Here is an 18469-nt window from a genome sequence, read left to right on the forward strand (position 1 = left end):
GCAGATTGTTCATTTCGCAATTGCAACCGTAGTGGAGCAATCTGCCTCGCGCGCGCATCTGCGCGGGTGAACTTACGGAGACTTGCGCGCGAAGCGCCGCACTGGCAAAGCGCCGCGCCATGACCGACACTCCAGAAACCGCACCCGAAGGCACCCTCGAAGCTGGGCCCGAATCTGGGCTGGCCAAGACCTTCGACCCCGCCCAGATCGAGGCGAAGTGGTACCAGCATTGGGAAAGCGAAGGGCTGTTCCGCCCCGAGCGCGCCGACGCGCAGCCGTTCACCATCGTGAACCCGCCGCCGAACGTTACCGGCTCGCTCCACATCGGCCACGCGCTGGACAATACGCTGCAGGACATCGTGATCCGTCATGAGCGCCTGAAGGGCAAGGACGCTCTCTGGGTGGTCGGCACCGACCATGCCGGCATCGCCACCCAGATGGTGGTCGAGCGCCAGATGGAGGCGAAACAGGACAAGCGCGCGAATTACACGCGTGAACAGTTCATCGAGAAGGTCTGGGAGTGGAAGGCCGAATCCGGCGGCACCATCACCGGTCAGCTGCGCCGCCTCGGCTGCTCGATGGACTGGAGCCGCGAGCAGTTCACGATGGATCCGCACTTCACCAAGGCCGTGGTCAAGGTCTTCGTGGACCTGCACAAGCAGGGCCTGATCTATCGCGACAAGCGCCTGGTGAACTGGGACCCGAAGTTCCGCACCGCCATTTCCGACCTTGAGGTCGAAACGCGCGAGACCAACGGCCACTTCTGGCACATCAAGTATCCGCTTTCGGACGGTTCGGGCCATATCCACGTCGCCACCACCCGCCCGGAAACGATGCTGGCCGACATGGCCGTGGCGGTTAATCCCGAGGACGAGCGCTACAAGGAACTGCTGGCGCGCGGCGCCACCGTCACCCTGCCGCTCACCGGCCGCGAGATTCCCATCGTCGCGGACGAGCACGCCGATCCCGAACTGGGCTCGGGCGCGGTGAAGATCACCCCGGGTCATGACTTCAACGACTTCGAGGTGGGCAAGCGCGCGGGCTTTAAGGCCGGTGACATGCTCAACATGCTCGATGCCGATGCCAAGGTCTGCCAGACGCAGGACGGCCTCGTGCCTTCGCAGTTCATCGGCATGGACCGCTTCGAGGCGCGCAAGGCGATCGTCCAGTTCCTCGAAGACGACGGCCTGCTCGAAAAGGTCGAGGACCGCGTGATCCAGACCCCGTTCGGCGACCGCAGCGGCGTGGTGATCGAACCCTGGCTGACCGATCAGTGGTACGTCGATGCGCAGACGCTGGCCGGCCCGCCGCTGGAAGCCGTGCGTTCAGGCGCCATCGAGATCGTCCCGAAGAGCTGGGAAAAGACCTTCTTCAACTGGATGGAAAACATCCAGCCCTGGTGCGTCTCGCGTCAGCTCTGGTGGGGCCACCGCATTCCGGCGTGGTTCAGCGAGGACGGCGAGATCTTCGTCGCCGAAACCGAAGAAGAAGCACAGGCACAGGCCGGCAACAAGAAGCTGACCCGCGACGAGGACGTGCTGGACACCTGGTTCTCCTCCGCGCTCTGGCCTTTCGCCACGCTCGGCTGGCCCGATGAAGACGCGCCGCTGCTGAAGAAGCATTACCCGAACGACCTGCTGGTTTCCGGCTTCGACATCCTGTTCTTCTGGGATGCGCGCATGGCGATGCAGGGCATTCACTTCATGAAGGAAGTGCCGTGGAAGCGGCTCTACCTCCATGGTCTGGTGCGTGCTGCCGACGGCCAGAAGATGTCGAAGTCCAAGGGCAACGTGGTCGATCCGCTGGGCCTGATCGACAAGTACGGCGCCGACGCGCTGCGCTTCTTCATGGCTGCCATGGAAAGCCAGGGCCGCGACGTGAAGATGGATGAAAAGCGCGTCGAAGGTTACCGCAACTTCGCCACGAAGCTGTGGAACGCCGCGCGTTTCTGCCAGTCCAACGGCATCGTCGCCAGCACCTCGATCAAGGCGCCTGAAGCCACTTCCGCCGTCAACAAGTGGATCATCGGCGAAGTCGTCGAAACCGTTGCCGCGCTGGACAAGGCCATGGCCGACCTGCGCTTCGACGCGGCTGCCAATGCGATCTACCACTTCGTGTGGAACCAGTTCTGCGACTGGTACATCGAACTGATCAAGGGCAACTTCGACGCGGAAACCAAGGCCGTCGCCGGCTGGGTGCTCGACCAGATCCTCGTCATGCTCCACCCTTTCATGCCCTTCGTCACCGAAGAGCTGTGGAGCAAGATGGGCGCGCGCGAACAGGACCTGATCGTTGCCGCATGGCCCGCGCCGGAAGCCTCGGTGGACGCCGAGGCCAAGGCCGAAGTCGAATGGCTGATCGCGCTGATCGGCAACTTGCGCGGCGCCAAGTCCGAACTCGGCATCGCGCCGGGCGCGCGCCTTACCGCCTATGTCGCCAATCCCTCGGACGCGACCCGCGCGGTGATCGGGCGTAACGGCACCGTTATCGACCGTCTGGCGCGTCTGGATGCAATCGTGTTCGAAGCGGCTCCAGCCGGTGCCGCCATGCAGGTGGGCGCGGGCGATGCGACGCTGGCGATCCCGCTGGAAGGCGTGATCGACATCGCCGCGGAGAAGGCCCGTCTGGAAAAAGCCATGGCCGCTTCGGTCAAGGAACGGGACTCGCTCGACAAGCGCCTGGGCAACCCGGCCTTCGTAGAGAAGGCCAAGCCGGAGGCCATCGATAAGGCCCGTGCCGACCATGCCCATCACTCCGCAGAGGCCGAGCGTCTGGCCGCGGCGCTGGTGCGACTGGGTTGAAGAAGTAAGGGTTAAGGCAGGGGGTCTAGACCCCCTGCCCCCCCCAATACCGTCCAGGGCACGCGCGCAGCCTCATTGTGTGCCCTTTGCTGCCGCAGGCTATTTTGTCTCCCGGCTCTCAATGAGCGCGCAACGGCGAGGCCGGTCACGACGCAGACATTCCGGCAGACATTCCGAGGGCCTGGGGGATCATCCCCCAGGACTTCTCTCTTTTTCGTTTTCCTACACCTCACGCATCTGACACTTTCGCGCGCGTGAACGCCCTACCCTTTCTCCACGAAACCAGCCACAAGGTGACACCCTCGACGCAAGGTGACACTTTTCCCTCTGGACCGTGTAAACTGTGTCAACCTCGCCCCTCAAAATCGTAATCTTACACCGAGACGATCCGTGACCCTTGCCCTTGCCACCACCACTCCCGGCAAACCCGAAGTGTTCGCTTCGCTTCAGGGCGAAGGCGTCAGCATGGGGCGGCCGAGCACGTTCGTCCGGCTGTCGCGCTGCAATCTCGCCTGCCAGTGGTGCGACACCGCGTACACATGGCGCTTCACGGGCGACAATCGCTTCCACCGCGACGATCTGGCTTTCGAACGCAAGGCCAATCAGGTCATGGCCGAAGAGGCCGACGTGGCGCGCATGGTGGCCGACCTGCCGCCAGATCGCCTTGTCGTGACCGGGGGCGAGCCGCTGCTTCAGGGCCCGCAACTGGCGCGGATGCTGGTCGCGCTGGACGAAGCGCGGCCGGGGATGCATGTCGAAATCGAAACCAACGGATCTGTGGCCCCGCATGCGGCGCTCGATGCGCGGGTGCAGCAGTACAACGTCAGCCCGAAACTTTCGCACAGCGGCAATCCGGCCGAGCTCGCGCTGGTGCCGGAACGACTGGCGGCCTGGGCGGCCGAACCGCGTGCATGGTTCAAGTTCGTGGTGGCCGAACCTGCCGACGTGGACGAGGTCCGCGCGCTCCAGCAGCGCTACGCCATTCCCGCAGAGCGGATATTCCTGATGCCCGAGGGTCGCTCCAGCGATGTTATCCGGCAGCGGTCAGGCTGGCTCTCGGATATCTGCACGCAGGAAGGCTATCGCTTCACCGACCGCCTGCACATTCATATCTGGGGCGATACGCGGGGAACTTGAGGGGCAAATGAACGAGGCATCGCCGATCCCGACCGGGGAAACAGAACCCGAGGAAGCACCTACCCCGGCGCAAATGGCGCGGATGAAAGGCGACCTCACGCAAGGGCCGATCCTGAAGACGCTGATGCTCTTCTCGATCCCCATGCTGATTTCCAACGTTCTCCAGACCCTGAACGGATCGGTCAACGCGATCTGGGTGGGTCGGCTGCTGGGCGAAGCGGCGCTGGCGGCAACGGCCAATGCCAATGTCATCATGTTCCTGCTGTTCGCACTGGTCTTCGGCTTCGGCATGGCCACGACGGTACGCGTGGGCCAGCACTTCGGCGCGCGCGATATCGACGCGGCGCGCAAGACTTTCGGATCGGGCCTGGGCTTCTGCTTCCTGCTGTCGGGGCTCTGCGGCCTCGGCGGCTGGCTTGGCGCGGACGCCCTGCTCCATTCGCTGGGCACGCCGGACGCCAGCCGGATCGAGGCGCTCGCGTACCTGCGCGTTATCTTCGTGACCATCCCGCTCGGCTCGATGTCGATGATGGTCTCGATGGGCATGCGCGGCGCGGGCGATTCCAAGACCCCGCTCTACGCGATGATCCTGACAGTTGCGCTCGATATCGTGCTGAATCCGCTGCTCATCATCGGGCCCGGCCCGATCCCCGCGCTCGGCATCGCCGGCTCCGCCATGGCGACGGCTTTCGCGAACTTTGCCGGGCTCATCTACCAGCTCTGGCGCATTTACCGGCAGGACCTGCCGATGCGCCTGCGCGGCCCGGAACTGGGCTACCTTGCCCCGCGCGGCGCCGAACTGGCCTATGTCATCCTCAAAGGCCTGCCGATGGGCGCGCAGATGCTGCTGGTCTCTTCCGCCGGCCTCATCATGGTCAGCCTCGTCAATCGCGAAGGCCTGGATGCGGCGGCCGCCTACGGCGCCTCGCTGCAATTGTGGAACTACCTCCAGATGCCCGCCTTCGCTATCGGCTCAGCGGTCAGCGCCATGGTGGCACAGTCATTGGGTGCGGGCGACCACAAGCGCGTGGGCAAGGTGACAGAGGTGGGCCTCGTCGCGAATCTCGCCTTCTCCACGCTGGTGGCGGCACTGATCGTGGCGTTCGACCGGCCCCTGCTCGCCCTGTTCCTCGGCGGCGACAGCCCGGCCATGCCCATTGCCGAGCACATCCAGCTCGTCTGCACGGCCAGCTTCGTGATCGTCTCGATCACGATGATCCTGACCGGGACCATGCGCGCCTATGGCGCGGTGGTGGCCCCGCTCGTCATCATGTTCCTGGGCCTCTATCCCGGCCGCCTCGGCTTCTACTACCTTGCCCGCCCGTTCATCGGCAGCGAGGCGGTGTGGTGGGCCTATCCGGTCGGTTCGGTGCTGACGGTGGCCTTCACCGTCGGCTATTACCGCTGGGGCAAGTGGCGCGCCGACTTCACGGTGTAGCCGTCACCGCCCCTGCGCGCGCCACCGCTGTACCGTGCGCAGGACCATCTCCTCCTCCCCGCCCGAACTGCTCCACAGCTCGGTGAAGGAGGGATCGGCCGAGGCCGGGCGCTTGAATTCCTCGAGTTCATCGAACGAGGCGCGGATCGGGATCGTCACGCCCTCGCCGCAGATAATGCATTCGCGGTTGCGCAGTGCCGGAATCGAATCGAGGAACCCGCGCGCGCCTTCCGGCATGGCCGCCCGGACGAAGGCCTGGTCACGCTCGTTGTTGAGACGCATCGAGATGATCGTCCCGCACTGCGAGAGCACGCCCTCGGCAAGGTCGGACGGACGCTGGGTGATCAGGCCCAGCGAGATGCCGTACTTGCGGCCTTCCTTGGCAATGCGGGAGAGAATGCGCCCGACAGAGGAACCGTCGGCGTTCTTTTCGCTGGGAACGTAGCGATGCGCTTCCTCGCAAACGAGCAGGATCGGCCTCGTCTTCTCCTCCCGCGCCCAGACGGCGAAGTCGAACACCAGGCGACTTATCACGGCGACCACGGTGCTGGTGATGTCCGAAGGCACGCCGGAAACGTCGATGATCGAGATCGGCCGGCCGCGCGAAGGCAGGCGGAACAGTTTGGAGACGAACTCCGTCATCGTATCGCCCACCAGCATGCCCGAGAACATGAACTGGTAGCGCGGATCGCCCTTCAGCTCGTCGAGCTTGTTCTTGAGCCGCAAGTAAGGGGCACTGGAATGTCCCTTGTCGAGCTTGCCCATGTGATTGCCGAGAATGACCGACAGGTCGGAAAGCAGATAGGGGATCGGCGAATCCACGGTGATCTTGCCCACTTGCTCGGCGAGCCGGTTTCGCAAACGCGCTTCCATCAGGCAGCGGCCGAGAATTTCGCAATCGAGCTGCCGGTCATCGCCATGCGAGGTGACGAATATCTCGCAGTGCTCCTCGAAGTTCATCAACCAGTAGGGCATCTGCAGGTTCGAAACGTCGAGGATCACACCCGTATTGCGGAAGGCCGCGGCATATTCGCCATGCGGGTCGATCATGATGACATGGCCTTCCGGCGCCTGCTCGCAGATACGGTGCAGAATCAGCGACGCGCCAGTGGACTTGCCGGTACCGGTCGATCCCAACAGCGCGAAGTGCTTGCCCAGCAGAGCGTCGACATAGAGCCCGGCACGAATGTCGTTGGTCGGATAGACATTGCCGATCTGGATCGCTTTGCGCCCGTCACTGGCGTAGATCTGCCGCAAATCGTCAGTGCTCGCGGGATAGACCAATGCTCCCGGAGTGGGATAGCGGGTGACACCGCGCCTGAAACCATGGATCCGCCCGGTCAGACGCTCTTCCAGGCCCTCGCCCAGAAAGTCCGCCTCGGCGACGATGCCTCCGGGAATGGCGTTGTCGCTTTTCTGGTTCCGCACGCTGGCAAGCAACCAGCCGCGACCGACGCGGATCTTGATCTGGTTCCCCACCTGCCCCGAAGTCGCAACGCAGGGATCGTTATCCTGCGCCGTTTCGGCCAGGCGGTTGAGGTCGAAGGCGATGCGGGTTCCGGCGCCGGAAATCTCGAGCACCACACCGATCGGCTCCCGACCGGTATCGCTTCGCGCCGCATTCGGCGCAAGCTGCTCTCCCTGCGACGTCCGCGCGGGATCGAAGCCTTCCACTCGCATCTGATTCATCAAGCCCCCGAACAGAAAATTCGTCGGGCATGGCTAGTCCGGCACAGTTAATTTCCGGCTAAGCCCTTGCTTCGCTCAAACTCAACGCAAGGCGAACAGGCGTCCGGCAAGCCAACCCATGCCCACGGACACCAGGACCGCCAGCAAGCCATAGGCAAAGCCGTAATTTTCGGAGAAGTCGGCGATGGCCAGTTCGAAACCCTGCTTGCGGACCTGCACCTGGCTGCTGGCCGAAGCAACGACACGCCCCTTTGAAATCGCGAAAGTCTCGGCCGTATAAGTCCCGGTCGGCACTCGCGAGGGTAGGCCGATGCGGGCCTGATAGAGCACCTGCTCACTCACCTTCACCCCGCCCTCCTCTTCGCGATACAGGCCATTGCGGCGATTGAGATCGACGAGCCCATCGGAAAAGCGGGTCTGCTCAGCGGGATCGATGGCGCCGATCGGCGAAAGTTGCAGCCACTTCAGGCCGAGTTCGTAAATCGCCGCCGTCTTGTCGTCGACGATATCTTTGATCGGCCGGGTAGAAGCGAACGCATAATAGGAAGGTGCCGAGCGAAGCTCCGTACTGTCGGCATTGATCCAGATGCCCGCGACCTTCTGCTTCTCACGCAGGACGATCGACTGCGTCGGCCCCTTCAGCACGATGACGATGTCGTAGTCCTGCGCCGCGCGCGACCCTTCCGGCGTCAGGATAGCACCGAACAGCAGCAGTTCGGTTCCGGTGAACCCCTGTTGCAGGTCTACTTCGTGCTGCGATATTTCAGGTACGAGGATGGGGTCCCGGGCACCTCCCAGCATGACCAATGCGGCCAGTGCGAAACCTGCCGAAACAAGCCGGTCCTTCACAGGGGGGCAACCGTGTAGATCTCATCCGGACGGTAACCCAGCCCGATGGCCATCCGTCCGGCAACCAGCAGCACGATGATGGCAAGCACCAGGCGCAGCTTCACCGGACTGGCTTTCTGGGCGAACTGCGCGCCAAGTTGCGCGCCCGTCACCGAGCCCAGCAGCAACAGGGAGGCCAGCACGATGTCCACCGCATGTGTGGTCATGGAATGCATCATCGTGGTGGCCATAGTGACGAACAGGATCTGGAACAGCGAAGTGCCCACGACGACGTTGGCACTCATGCCCAGGATATAGAGCATCGCCGGCACGAGAATGAAGCCGCCGCCGACCCCCATCAGCATTGTCAGGATGCCTGTGCCGATTCCCAGCAGGAGCGGTGCCAAAGGCGAGATGTAGAGACCCGAGCGATAGAACCGCCACCGCATCGGCAAGCTTGCAACCATCGGATGGTGCCGCCGCTTTCTTGCCGCGATGGGAATGCCGGAACGCTCGGCCCGGATGGTCTGGATGCTCTCCTTGGCCATCAGACCGCCAATGGAGCCGAGCATCAGTACGTAGAGGATATTGATGACCGTATCGATCTGGCCGAGCCGCTGCAGCAGGCTGAACAGCAGGGCGCCGATACCGGTGCCAATGATGCCCCCGGCAACCATGACCGTGCCCATGTGATAATCCACGCCGCCGCGCCGGGTATGGGCGAAAACGCCCGAAACGCTTGCCCCCGTCACCTGACTGGCCGCCGAGGCGGCCGCCACCGTGGGCGGGATGCCGTAGAAGATCATCAGCGGCGTGGTGAGAAACCCGCCGCCCACGCCGAACATGCCCGAAAGCAGGCCAGTGATCGCTCCTAGTCCAACGATGATGATCCCGTTGACCGAGAGATTGGCTATGGGGAGATAGACATCCATTCCACCCCTCTCGCTACCGCAGCATCAAGTCCGAGGAAAGCCGGGAATCAGAAACCTGCGGATAGAGTCAGCGCAGGCCCCGAACCCGGCTGCGCATCTCCGATGACACGAAACCGCCAATCGACGGCTAGGCGGCCGAAAGTCCCTCTGCCAAGCGGGAATGCAACCGCTGCCGATGGCCCTGCATCAAGCCGCCCGGCCCCTCTCTGCGCGCCGCCCCACAGACCGGCACCGACTCTCGTCTCAACCGGTCCGAGCTGCAGCAGACGGCGATCCACACGGACTTGCCCGTCAGCAAAGGGCGTGGCGAACTTCCCCGCGACATAGCCTGCCTGCAGGTAGGCCTCTCCGCGAAAATCGGCAGGCATCCTGAAAGTCGGAAATTCGGTTACCGCCATTACCACGGGCTGAAGTCGCCGCCGCCCGGCCTGCTCCGTCAGCCTTCCCTCGACTGCGCCGATCACAGGAATTGACGGAAAAGGCCGCGCGGAAAATCCGACTGCGGCAGCGGTTTCCCGCATCTGCTGTCCCAGGGTTGACGTCGTTCGCATATAGATGACCGGATTGTAGCGTGCGCGCATGGCGAGTCTGTAGCGCAGCACGGCGCCCGCCTGACTTGCCCCGTAAGTCGCGGGCATGGCGCCGATCACCAGCGGCCCCGAGCCCCCTTTGCGCATGAGCGCCCAACTGTCGGCCGACCAGCGCCGGGGCTTGAGCTGGCTTGCGATCGGCCCTGTCGCAACCGAACCGGACGGATAGGGCTGGGCGGCGAAGCTCGAAAGCGAGGAAAATCCGGCAGGAAGTCCTTCTCGCCGATCGAACGTCAGTCCGCCCTCGCCATGATCCGCTGGGAACTGCTGCCCTGTCGGGTAACGATCGGTCAGGCGGTCAATGCCATACCAACCGCCGGGTTCGGCCGAGTTCCCGTTAGGACCGTACCATGCACCGCGAGGGTCGATTGCTGACGATCTCGGTCGGCGGCGCGAAGCCGGCCATAATGCCTGAAAGTACCCGTTACTCGGCTGAACCATGCCCGCAGGCATATAGCCGAACGCGTCCGGCCCGTATCCATTGCCCGAATAGTAGTCCTGATCACTCAGTGGCGGGCTCTGCGGTCCGGCTTTCTGGTCGAGGAAGAAGCCCCCTTCCGTCTGCGGCCCTGGTACGGCAGCCTCTGCCTGCTGGGCCGCAGGCGATGCAAGCTGCAAGGGCGATTCCCATGTCGAGATCCGGCCTCCGGCCCACCCTGCAAGAACCGCGAGCAGAGCCACCAGCGGCTGCCCGCGAACGCGCGTCGAGGCACTCACAGGACCGGCCCTCCGGCTACCGACATCGCGGCCGGGTGCGCATCGTGGCGGGTCTTGTCCCAGACGATCATTCCGCCGTTCAGCGTGCGTATGTAGGATGCCAGGGCCCTTTGCCCGGCGAAGATGGCGATCAGGTTCGCCACGGGAATGCGCAGTATCGCGCAGACACCTTCCCACGCACCATACTCGCGCGCGGTAAAGCCTGCACGCACGCCGCAACGCCAGACGAAACTGGCCAGGCAGATGGTCAGTACCGGGTTCAGCGACTTCGGGACGGGTATCTCATCCGCCAATCCCGCCACCCGCACGATCCCGAGCAGCAGTTCGACAATGAGCAGCGCATAGCTGCTGGCGAGCACGATTGCCGTCAGCGGGCCGCGGCGATCGCGCATCGCCATCCAGGCATCGGCAAGCTTGCCCACGCGCCCCGGACGGCGCCATGCGAGACGGCTCCAGCCAAGGCGATCCCACCCCTGAAAGGCAATTCCGTGGACCCAGCGCGTCTTCTGCCGGATCGAATCCTCGAAAGTCGCGGGGAAATAAGCCCTCGTGGCGACGAGTTGCCCCTTCTCATCCCGGACACGCAGGAACCGGGCACGGCCGCCTTCCCGCCAGACGAGAACACCCAGTTCATAATCCTCGGTCAGGCACTCGGCAGCGAAAGGTCCGGCGCTGCCTTCAGCCCGGCGCCGACGCGTGATCCGCTCCAGGATATCCCGAGCAAAGCCGCAGCCGACGCCGGCTGCCGGCACCGCCGCGCCCAGCACATCCCGGACCACCAGTGATTTCGCATGAGCCTCGGTGAATTCGTCCAGATAATGGCCACCGACCCATCGCGACCTGACCTGCGGCTCGGGCCGGACCGGCAATTGAATGAAATCAGCCTTGGCGAGCGCCCCGTCGACAACGGCCAACTCCGCGGGATGCACCATGTCCTCGGAATCGTGGAGCAGCACGCTGCGGTAGCGGCATCCGCGACGTCGCTCATCCTCGCACAGCGCATGATAGAGCCGGTTCAGGCAATCCGCCTTGGTAGTCGGGCCTTCGCGGTCATGAATGATGACCCTGACGCGGTTGTCACCCCCCGCCCCCGACATCGCGGCCGCGACTGTCGCGGAATCGTTGCCATAACAACCGATGTAGAGCGTGAAACCGGTTTGCCGCCACGCGGAAAGGGCATGGCGGATAGTATGGGCGATGACCTGTTCTTCCTGCCAGCAAGCGATAAGAACCGCAGCATGTCCCTTCAACGGCGCCCGGCTGACCTCGAGGGAAATCCGGCCCGTACTCGCCCGGCCGGACAGTCTGAACCAGGCCCAGCAGCAATCCACGGCCATTTCATCGACCGTACCGACCAGAACCCAGAAGGCAGCGAACAACAAAAGCTCCTGCTCAACCAGATGCAGGCAATAAATTCCTTGCTGAAACATGCCCGCCGGTTCCACGGTGCCCCTCCTTGGAATCAGAATTACCGGACCTCTTCTCAGGCAGGTCCATGCCTCCCGGCGATGCCTGGAACTCACTCACGACATGGTTTATGAGAATGGATAGACATTACGCCAATGAATTGGCGCGCCGTTTCATAAAGTTAATGGGCGGTGAAGCAGGTTCAGGCATCCTACTGATCATCATGGCCGTACTGGCGATGTCCGCCGCGAACTCACCTCTGAGTGATGGCTATCACGCCCTTTTCCATCATGAGCTTCCCTGGACTCCAATCTCCAGGCTCACTTCTGTTCATGCATGGATCAACGACGCACTGATGGCCTTGTTCTTCTTTGTGGTCGGATTGGAAATAAAGCGCGAGGTTCTCGGCGGTGAACTGTCGAGCCCCGAAAAGCGCCGCCTGCCGGTACTCGCCGCGGCGGCAGGCATGGCGATGCCCGCGCTGATCTACCTCATTACCGCCGGAACCCAACAACCCGAACAGAGGGGCTGGGCCATCCCTGCCGCCACGGACATCGCCTTTGCCGTAGGAGTGCTAGGACTGCTTGGCCGGCGGGTACCATCCTCGCTGAGGCTGTTCCTGCTGACGGTCGCGATCGTCGACGATCTGGGCGCTGTCATTATCATTGCGCTGTTCTATACCGCGCAGATCGAACTGGGTTGGGCGCTGGCCGCGATCGGCCTGTTCGCAGCGCTTCTCGCAGTCAATCGCGCACGCATCCAGTTCATCAGCCTCTATCTGGCGCTCGGCCTGGGCCTGTGGTTCTGCGTGCTCAACTCCGGCATTCACGCGACGATCGCCGGGGTTCTCTTCGCCTTCACGATCCCGCTGCGAACACAGCACGGAGACAGCATGCTGCTGCGCCTCGAACACGCGCTGGCGCCATGGATCGGCTATCTCGTGGTGCCTGTGTTCGGTTTTGCCAATGCCGGCGTGGCACTGGCCGGAATCGGCATGGCAGGACTGTTCGCCCCGGTGCCCCTGGGCATTGGCCTGGGCCTTTTCATCGGCAAGCAAGCGGGCGTATTCGCGGCGATCTATCTGGCGCACCGCCTGGGCATCGCCCCGCGCCCCGCCGGTGCAAGCTGGCTGCAACTCTGGGGGACGGCAGTATTGTGCGGCATCGGGTTCACCATGAGCCTGTTCATCGGCGCCCTCGCCTTCCCGACTACGCCTCTGCTCGTGGATGAAGCCAAGCTGGGTGTGCTGGCAGGATCGCTGGCCTCTTCCCTTCTGGGCTTCGTGATCCTGCGATTCGCGAAAGCGCCCTCGGCCTGATCCCTGCCCGCCCACCTGACGGGCAGGGATCAGGCCCAATTACCAGACGCCGACGTTCGGCATCGACGCCCATGGCTCGGCGGGATCCAGCCGGCCATCCTGCAACAGTTCGACGGAAATGCCGTCCGGCGTGCGCACGAACGCCATGTGACCGTCGCGAGGCGGACGATTGATGACCACGCCTGCGTCGGCCAAGGTCTGGCAGGTGGCGTAGATATCGTCGACCTGGAACGCGAGATGCCCGAAGTTGCGCCCGCCCGAATACTCCTCGGCGGAACCATCCTCGGCCGGCCAGTTATACGTCAGCTCGACCTCGGATTCCTCGCCCGGAACTGCAAGATAGATCAGCGTGAAGCGCCCCTGCTCGCTTGAAAAACGCCGGGTTTCCTGAAGGCCGATCAGTTCGAAGAAGCGGATCGTGGCTTCCGGATCGCTTACGCGGATCATGGTGTGGAGATATTTGGTCACGGGCATTCCTTCAATTCATCGCATGTAGAGAACGGTTCATGGACGATACAGCCGTCTGACGGCATGTTCCGAGGGACTTCAGGGAGAAGCTGCGATGACCGACGATAGCCCAGAGAGCCCTCATCACTCTACCACCTTCTTGGCCGAATCCGCTACCAGACGATGGCTTCTCGCCTCGACCATCCTGGCCATCGGCGTTGTCGCTGGCGGCTATCTGCTGGGAGACGGCCTGAAGCGCGCGCACCGGGCAGACCGCTCCGTTACCGTGCGGGGCCTGGCGGAGCGGGACGTCACCGCCGACCTCGCCACCTGGACGATCGCCTACTCGGCCACCGCCAACGACCTTGCCGGAGCGCAGGCGAGCGTCGAGAATGATACGGCGCAGATTCGCACATTCTTCAAGGAACTCGGCTTTCCCGCAGATGCCATCCAGCCGACGGGCGCCAATGTCTCGCAGTCCAAGGACAACAACGGCATCGCGAGCTTCACCGTCCGTCAGCGGATGACCTTGCGCAGTCAGGACATCAAGCGTGCGCAGGACGCGGTAAGACGTCAGTTCGAACTCGTTCGGCGCGGCGTCATTCTCGAAGAAGGTTCGGGGATGGCCTATACATTCACCAAGCTCAACGACATCAAGCCGCCCATGGTCGCTGCTGCCACCAAGGACGCACGGTCCGCCGCGGAGCAGTTTGCCAATGACAGCGGGGCGGAAGTCGGCTCCATCAAGGGCGCCACTCAGGGATACTTCACCGTAGAGGCGCGGGATGGCGATTCCGGCGGCGGCTGGGGTGTTTCGGACACGCCCTACAAGAAAGTCCGCGTTGTCACGACGGTGGATTTCTATCTCCGCTGACCGCCTTCTCACAGAGGCACGAAAAACCCGCCCGGAAAGCTCCGGGCGGGTCCTCCTGCAAAACGCGTTAACCTATGCGATGGTTCAGAAGGACGCGGTCAGCGTCGCGACGACAGTGTCGTCCGTGTAGCTGTCAATCGCCGCGCCGCTCACGCCGACGTAGCTGAGGCTGGCGGAAAGCGGGCCGAACAGCGTCATCGAGGCGCCGATCGAATAATCGATGCCGGTCTTGTCGTTGAACGTGCCCGTGCCGGTGCAGTAGTAGCAGGGCGACAGCACGCCGTCAGTGTAGCCGATATGGCCCGAAACGGTCACCGGGGTGTTGGGAATGGCCACGTCGACGTTACCGTAAACGTAGAAGTTGTCCGACTTGTCGCCATTGTTGTCGAGCAGGCCCTTCTGCTTCCAGTCATAGGCCACGCCCACCTTGAGCTTCGCCGGGCCGGCCTGGCCGCTCACCGAGACGTAGGGCTCCCAGTAGTTGGCATCGCCGATCTTGCCGCTCGGATAGACGTAGTAAAGGAGGCCGGCATCGAGCGTGAGGCCCGAGGTCACTTCGCCAGTCCAGCCTGCCATGAGGTCGAGTTCCTGGTCTCCGTAGACCGAACCGTCGCCGATGCCGTCACCGTTGACGTCCACTTCGCTGCTGTGAAGCGACGACGACCAGATACCGGCATAGAAGCCGCTCTGATGCGAAACCGTAATGCCGCCCTGGACCGCAAGATCGCCCCCCGAGAGCGAAACGCCGCGGAATCGATAGTCGCTGGTCAGCGCGACGTTGCCGGTAACGGTGATTTCCGAGGGGGCGTCCGCCTCGTCTGCGAAAGCCGGAGTTGCTGCGAGTGCAGTACCCGCAAGAAGAGAGGCGGCGATAGCGCCACGGACGGACATAAGCATGGTCATTCCCTCACTAAATTCTTCTTTGGTGTCTCGTCCCAGCCTGCTCCGCCGCCTCGATCCTCTTCCCGGGCCCGATTGCGGCAGCACAATATTGCTGCACCGCACCAACCAACGGCACAAGAAAAATTTCAGATGGGCAACATTCGGGCAATGTTGTGTGGACTTTTTGCCACTGCCCGCTTGGCGGTCATGATTGCGACCGCATCAGGCACGGTCCGGCCCATGCGGAATCCTCCCTGCCGCCTGTTCCTTGTTTGTTAATGTTCGTCTTCGTAATAGAGCGGGTATCTAATGCTTGCGAAAATCAGAAATCTCCTGAGCCGGCCCGCCGAAGTGCGGCTTCCTCACATCCCTCCGGGACAACGTGCTTATGCCGTTGGCGATATCCACGGCCGACTCGACCTGTTCGAGCAGTTGATCGACGCGATCGAGCGCGACAACGCCGGCCGCGACAGTTCACAAAGCATCGTGGTTCTGCTGGGCGACCTGATCGACCGTGGCCCGGCGAGCGCCGGCGTCATTGCGCGCGCCCGGCAATGGGCCAGCAAGCGCCGCGTCGAATTCATCCAGGGCAATCACGAGGAAATGCTTCTGGTGGCGGCGCGCAAGCTCGATGCCTTCCGCAGTTTCCTGAAGTTCGGCGGCCGCGAGACGATCCTTTCCTACGGCCTCGATCCGGCCTTCGTCATGGAAGCCGAACTGGAAGATCTTCAACGCGCCATGATCGAGGTCATCCCGCAGGACGATTTCGACTTCATCGACAGCTTCCAGAAGATGGTGCGGCTTGGCGACTATCTGTTCGTCCATGCCGGGATTCGCCCGGATACTCCGCTGGAGCACCAACTGGGTCACGACTGCCGCTGGATTCGCGAGCCCTTCCTCAGCCACAATGGCGAGTTCGGGGCCTTCATCGTCCACGGCCACACCATCACCGAGGAACCGGAAATGCGGGCCAATCGCGTGGGCATCGACACGGGCGCCTATGTGCATGGGCGGCTCACGGCTATCGGACTTCAGGGCAGCGAGCGCTGGTTCATCCAGGCGTGCGAAAACGAGAGCGGAATCTCCGTCCAAGTCGCGGCCTGACCCGCCCCGCAAGGGGAGAAACGCACCGGGGAGCCTGTAAGCCGGGTTCTGTTCCTGGCGTGGTCTCCCCAAGGAGGGACCTTACGCCGCGGCGGCAGCCATTCCTCTAGGCGACGCATTGCTGCGCCGCTCAAGCGACCAACCCGGGCTGCCTGGGTCCGAAACAGACCCGCCGCCGCTCTACTTTCGTAGCGTGGACAGCGCGCAGCCCCTATTCGGTCTTGCTCCGAGTGGGGTTTGCCATGCCGCTTTCCGTTACCGGAAGCGCGGTGCGCTCTTACCGCACCCTTTCACCCTTACCTGCCATTCAGGGGCGAACCCTGCGAGGCGAGGCGGTCTGCTCTCTGTGGCACTTTCCCTAAGCTTCGCCGGGCCTGAAAACCCGACTCGCCCGGCGGGCATTACCCGCCACCCTTGTTTCGTGGAGCCCGGACTTTCCTCGCGCGTCAAGAAGACGCCCGCGGCTGCCCGGCTCCCCGGTGCGAGCGGTCACCTAGCACGGCCGGTGTCACGCTCCAACAGGAGTTCCAACAGAATTGCGCCGATTTCTCCATCGATCTCGCCATCGATCAATTCCGGACGCCAACGCCGCTGAAACGCCGTAACCGCGGCGCGGCCATCGGTGATGTCATAACCGAAGCGTTCGAGGGCGAGATAGAAAGCGCCAGGGTTGTCGTAGAAGAGGTTCATCTTCGCCGCCGGGATCTCCAGCGCGAGCCCGAGTTCGCCCAGCCTCGCCCAGTCGAAGTACTCGCCGGGGTCCTGCTTGCGGGCAGGCGCGATATCGGAGTGGCCGACCACATTGGCGCGAGGAACGTCGTGACGGTCCATGATGTCCGCCAGAAGCGGCAGGAGAGCGTCCATCTGCGGCTCGGGAAATGGGCGATATCCCCATTCATGCCCCGGATTCACCAGTTCGATGCCGATCGAAGCGGAATTCACGTCGGTCACGCCGCGCCAGTATGATCGCCCGGCATGCCATGCCCGGCGATCCTCCGGGACGAGGGAAGTGACCGTGCCCTCCTCGTCGATCATGTAATGCGCGGAGACTTCGGCCTCGGGATCGCACATCCGCTCGAGCGCTTCTTCGGCCGACTTCATGCCGGTATAGTGCAGCACGACCATCGAGATCGGCAGCTTGCGCTCGTTGCAGTTCGGCGACCTGACGATGCGATTGACCAACCATCGGTTCATCGTCCTGCCTCCTTCCGATCAGGCCCCCGGCAACACGGCGCCAAGCACGAGAGCATCTTCCGCCAGGGCATATTGCAGGCGGCCACCCTGACTGTGCGCCAGTTGCTGGATCATCGCGGCAGGCGCCGTCCGGCTCGAAAGATCGCCCTCGGGCAGCGCCCCTTCAAGGGCGCGGCCGATATCGCGGTCGAAGGCGATGCGCGGCCCGACGGCGCGCACCACGATCTCGCTGACGCCGTCGCGAAATTCGGCGGCCAGTTCCAGCGTACCGCCGCGCGGCAGCGCCTCGATGCCGATCAGGCCGAAATTCAGCAGCGTCTTGACCGCAGGCTTGGGCAGCATTTCGCTTGCGAGCGCCCAATTCAGCACGATGCGGGCATTGTTGGCAACGAGCGCATCGATCAGCGCGCGGGCCTCACTGACGGGAACCATGTCGCCAAAGCCACCTGCAGCGCCAAAGGCGAGGCGGAAAAACTTCAGCTTGTCCGCCGAAATCCGAGCGCTCTGGTCGAGCAGTTCGAAGCAGCGCTGGCGCATCTCCGGGTCCTTCTCATCCGCCAGCAGCTCCAACCCGTTGGTCAGCGCGCCCACCGGACTGAGCATGTCATGGCACAGTCGCGAACACAGCAGGCTGGCAAGTTCGAGCGAGCTCGTCGTCATGGATCGAGGACTTCCCTTTGCAGTAATCATTCAAGTTCAGGCCGTTGCCGAACGTTCATCCGACAATACGGCATGGTATCGGCGCAAATCCATTCCCGGTATCGCGCCAGAAAGCAACCTGCCCGCCCGCGATGATCGCCCAAACGCGCGAATCCCCGGTGGAATGTTCGCAATCAGTGGCCGATGGCACGGGATGGCCGACGGGATGGGAATGATAATAGCCCAGCACCTGCGGACCGCCCTGCCTTGCTCCGCGATGGGCGGCGAGCAGAACCGAGGGATCGATCTCGAAATGACGGTTGGGTTCAGCGGCGACATTCGCCGCCGGAATCGCCCGATCGACCCGCATACCCTCGCCCAGGAGCAGGCCGCAGCACTCCTCCGGATGGGCACGTAACGATTCTTCACGCAGTCTTGCGATCACGTCACTTGTCACTTCGACATTCATCCC

The 18469-nt window shown here is 63.3% G+C and carries 16 protein-coding genes and 1 other RNA gene; 6 read left to right on the forward strand and 11 right to left on the reverse strand.

Annotated elements, in window-relative coordinates; all coding sequences use genetic code 11:
* The first annotated feature begins 119 nt into the window (after positions 1 to 119).
* The 3 genes from U9J33_RS14125 to U9J33_RS14135 all read left to right on the forward strand — a co-directional run bounded on the left by U9J33_RS14125 (position 120) and on the right by U9J33_RS14135 (position 5376).
* Positions 120 to 2801 (forward strand): valine--tRNA ligase, encoded by a 2682-nt coding sequence (locus U9J33_RS14125; RefSeq protein ID WP_324696173.1) that lies wholly within the window; start codon positions 120 to 122, stop codon positions 2799 to 2801.
* 390 nt (positions 2802 to 3191) lie between these two features.
* Positions 3192 to 3938, forward strand: coding sequence for a 7-carboxy-7-deazaguanine synthase QueE (locus tag U9J33_RS14130; RefSeq protein ID WP_324696175.1), 747 nt, complete (start codon positions 3192 to 3194; stop codon positions 3936 to 3938).
* A 7-nt stretch (positions 3939 to 3945) separates the two neighbouring features.
* Positions 3946 to 5376 carry an MATE family efflux transporter gene (locus U9J33_RS14135; protein ID WP_082370509.1) on the forward strand — a complete coding sequence of 477 codons (1431 nt, stop codon included), beginning with the start codon at positions 3946 to 3948 and terminating at the stop codon, positions 5374 to 5376.
* 3 nt (positions 5377 to 5379) lie between these two features.
* On the opposite strand, the gene U9J33_RS14140 is transcribed toward U9J33_RS14135, so the two are convergent.
* The 5 genes from U9J33_RS14140 to U9J33_RS14160 all read right to left on the reverse strand — a co-directional run bounded on the left by U9J33_RS14140 (position 5380) and on the right by U9J33_RS14160 (position 11511).
* Positions 5380 to 7056: an ATP-binding protein gene (locus U9J33_RS14140; RefSeq protein WP_420719884.1), complete on the reverse strand. Its 1677-nt coding sequence runs from the start codon at positions 7054 to 7056 to the stop codon at positions 5380 to 5382.
* Between the two features lie 90 nt (positions 7057 to 7146).
* On the reverse strand, positions 7147 to 7866 hold the full coding sequence (locus tag U9J33_RS14145) for a TIGR02186 family protein (protein WP_132469351.1): 720 nt from the start codon (positions 7864 to 7866) through the stop codon (positions 7147 to 7149).
* A gap of 44 nt (positions 7867 to 7910) precedes the next feature.
* The gene (locus U9J33_RS14150) at positions 7911 to 8825 is read right to left on the reverse strand and encodes a sulfite exporter TauE/SafE family protein (protein WP_054440619.1); all 915 of its coding nucleotides are present in this window, start codon (positions 8823 to 8825) and stop codon (positions 7911 to 7913) included.
* A gap of 47 nt (positions 8826 to 8872) precedes the next feature.
* On the reverse strand, positions 8873 to 10132 hold the full coding sequence (locus tag U9J33_RS14155) for a hypothetical protein (protein WP_324696180.1): 1260 nt from the start codon (positions 10130 to 10132) through the stop codon (positions 8873 to 8875).
* Positions 10129 to 11511 (reverse strand): glycosyl transferase family protein, encoded by a 1383-nt coding sequence (locus U9J33_RS14160; RefSeq protein WP_324696182.1) that lies wholly within the window; start codon positions 11509 to 11511, stop codon positions 10129 to 10131. Before U9J33_RS14160 ends, U9J33_RS14155 begins: the two co-directional genes overlap by 4 nt.
* A gap of 158 nt (positions 11512 to 11669) precedes the next feature.
* Between U9J33_RS14160 and nhaA the strand changes: the two genes are divergently transcribed.
* Positions 11670 to 12857, forward strand: a complete 1188-nt coding sequence (gene nhaA, locus U9J33_RS14165; RefSeq protein ID WP_420719885.1) for a Na+/H+ antiporter NhaA — start codon at positions 11670 to 11672, stop codon at positions 12855 to 12857.
* A gap of 39 nt (positions 12858 to 12896) precedes the next feature.
* Here the strand turns inward: nhaA and U9J33_RS14170 are convergent, their stop codons facing one another.
* The gene (locus tag U9J33_RS14170) at positions 12897 to 13325 is read right to left on the reverse strand and encodes a VOC family protein (protein ID WP_054440621.1); all 429 of its coding nucleotides are present in this window, start codon (positions 13323 to 13325) and stop codon (positions 12897 to 12899) included.
* Between the two features lie 94 nt (positions 13326 to 13419).
* Between U9J33_RS14170 and U9J33_RS14175 the strand changes: the two genes are divergently transcribed.
* Entirely contained in the window at positions 13420 to 14178 is a 759-nt protein-coding gene (locus U9J33_RS14175) for an SIMPL domain-containing protein (protein ID WP_324696187.1), read from the forward strand.
* A gap of 84 nt (positions 14179 to 14262) precedes the next feature.
* Here U9J33_RS14175 and U9J33_RS14180 read toward each other — a convergent pair whose 3' ends face one another.
* On the reverse strand, positions 14263 to 15075 hold the full coding sequence (locus U9J33_RS14180; RefSeq protein ID WP_054440702.1) for a TorF family putative porin: 813 nt from the start codon (positions 15073 to 15075) through the stop codon (positions 14263 to 14265).
* A gap of 336 nt (positions 15076 to 15411) precedes the next feature.
* Between U9J33_RS14180 and U9J33_RS14185 the strand changes: the two genes are divergently transcribed.
* On the forward strand, positions 15412 to 16164 hold the full coding sequence (locus U9J33_RS14185; RefSeq protein ID WP_367142790.1) for a metallophosphoesterase: 753 nt from the start codon (positions 15412 to 15414) through the stop codon (positions 16162 to 16164).
* A 21-nt stretch (positions 16165 to 16185) separates the two neighbouring features.
* Here U9J33_RS14185 and rnpB read toward each other — a convergent pair.
* The 4 genes from rnpB to U9J33_RS14205 all read right to left on the reverse strand — a co-directional run bounded on the left by rnpB (position 16186) and on the right by U9J33_RS14205 (position 18466).
* Positions 16186 to 16644: RNase P RNA component class A (rnpB, locus tag U9J33_RS14190), an RNA gene on the reverse strand.
* Between the two features lie 9 nt (positions 16645 to 16653).
* Positions 16654 to 17358: an N-acetylmuramoyl-L-alanine amidase gene (locus U9J33_RS14195; RefSeq protein WP_054440627.1), complete on the reverse strand. Its 705-nt coding sequence runs from the start codon at positions 17356 to 17358 to the stop codon at positions 16654 to 16656.
* A gap of 18 nt (positions 17359 to 17376) precedes the next feature.
* Positions 17377 to 18018, reverse strand: coding sequence for a histidine phosphotransferase family protein (locus U9J33_RS14200; RefSeq protein ID WP_054440630.1), 642 nt, complete (start codon positions 18016 to 18018; stop codon positions 17377 to 17379).
* 55 nt (positions 18019 to 18073) lie between these two features.
* Positions 18074 to 18466, reverse strand: a complete 393-nt coding sequence (locus tag U9J33_RS14205) for a M67 family metallopeptidase (protein WP_324696192.1) — start codon at positions 18464 to 18466, stop codon at positions 18074 to 18076.
* Between the last annotated feature and the right edge of the window lie 3 nt (positions 18467 to 18469).

Origin of the sequence: Novosphingobium sp. RL4 (genome assembly GCF_035658495.1) — a bacterium.
Taxonomy (GTDB): domain Bacteria; phylum Pseudomonadota; class Alphaproteobacteria; order Sphingomonadales; family Sphingomonadaceae; genus Novosphingobium.